Below are 553 nucleotides of genomic sequence, written 5' to 3' on the forward strand. Positions count from 1 at the left end.
TAACGCTTGCAGCATGCGCGGCTTTGGAATGGAGGCAAAGCCGCAATGGAAAAGGCGTCGCCGTGCCTGCGATTGTTAGGGCTTGTATGCATCATAGAGTGATTCCCATGTAAGCTGCCCCACGCCTGTCGTACTGCTCGTAAACACTGTATCGATTGGAACTAGCCTACCGAACCCAAGAAATTTCTCACGATCTATCGACTGAAAAGCTCGACTATAAAATTGCACCGCAGACTCTGGGATCAGAATAGCGTGGCGACAGTCAGAGCGATTGGTCCTCCCGGTTTCCTTTAGCAGTTCACCAAATATTTTATGGACCGTGTTGTATTTGTCTTTTGAAGCGTCGCTCTTTGCCTCAATGACCCAATGGAGGTTTGTTGATGATTTAAACTCTACATCAGCAAACTTCTTAGACTTGCAATTGCTGTTAATAACGGTAGCAATTTTTAACGTCTCATCTTTATGCTGCGCAAGGTGGGCAACAAACTGTTCAATGAGATCTTGTTCTGGAGACCTATTGGCCATCGACTATCTCCGATAAAAGCCCTAACGC

General features: G+C 46.3%; 1 protein-coding gene. It reads right to left on the reverse strand.

From position 1 onward, the window contains the following. Nucleotides 1–75: 75 nt before the first annotated feature. Nucleotides 76–525, reverse strand: coding sequence for a hypothetical protein (locus tag NOG12_RS13280; protein ID WP_313933519.1), 450 nt, complete (start codon nt 523–525; stop codon nt 76–78). Nucleotides 526–553: the final 28 nt, after the last annotated feature.

Origin of the sequence: Pseudidiomarina fusca (genome assembly GCF_032227045.1) — a bacterium.
In the GTDB taxonomy this organism is placed as follows: Bacteria; Pseudomonadota; Gammaproteobacteria; order Enterobacterales; family Alteromonadaceae; genus Pseudidiomarina; species Pseudidiomarina fusca.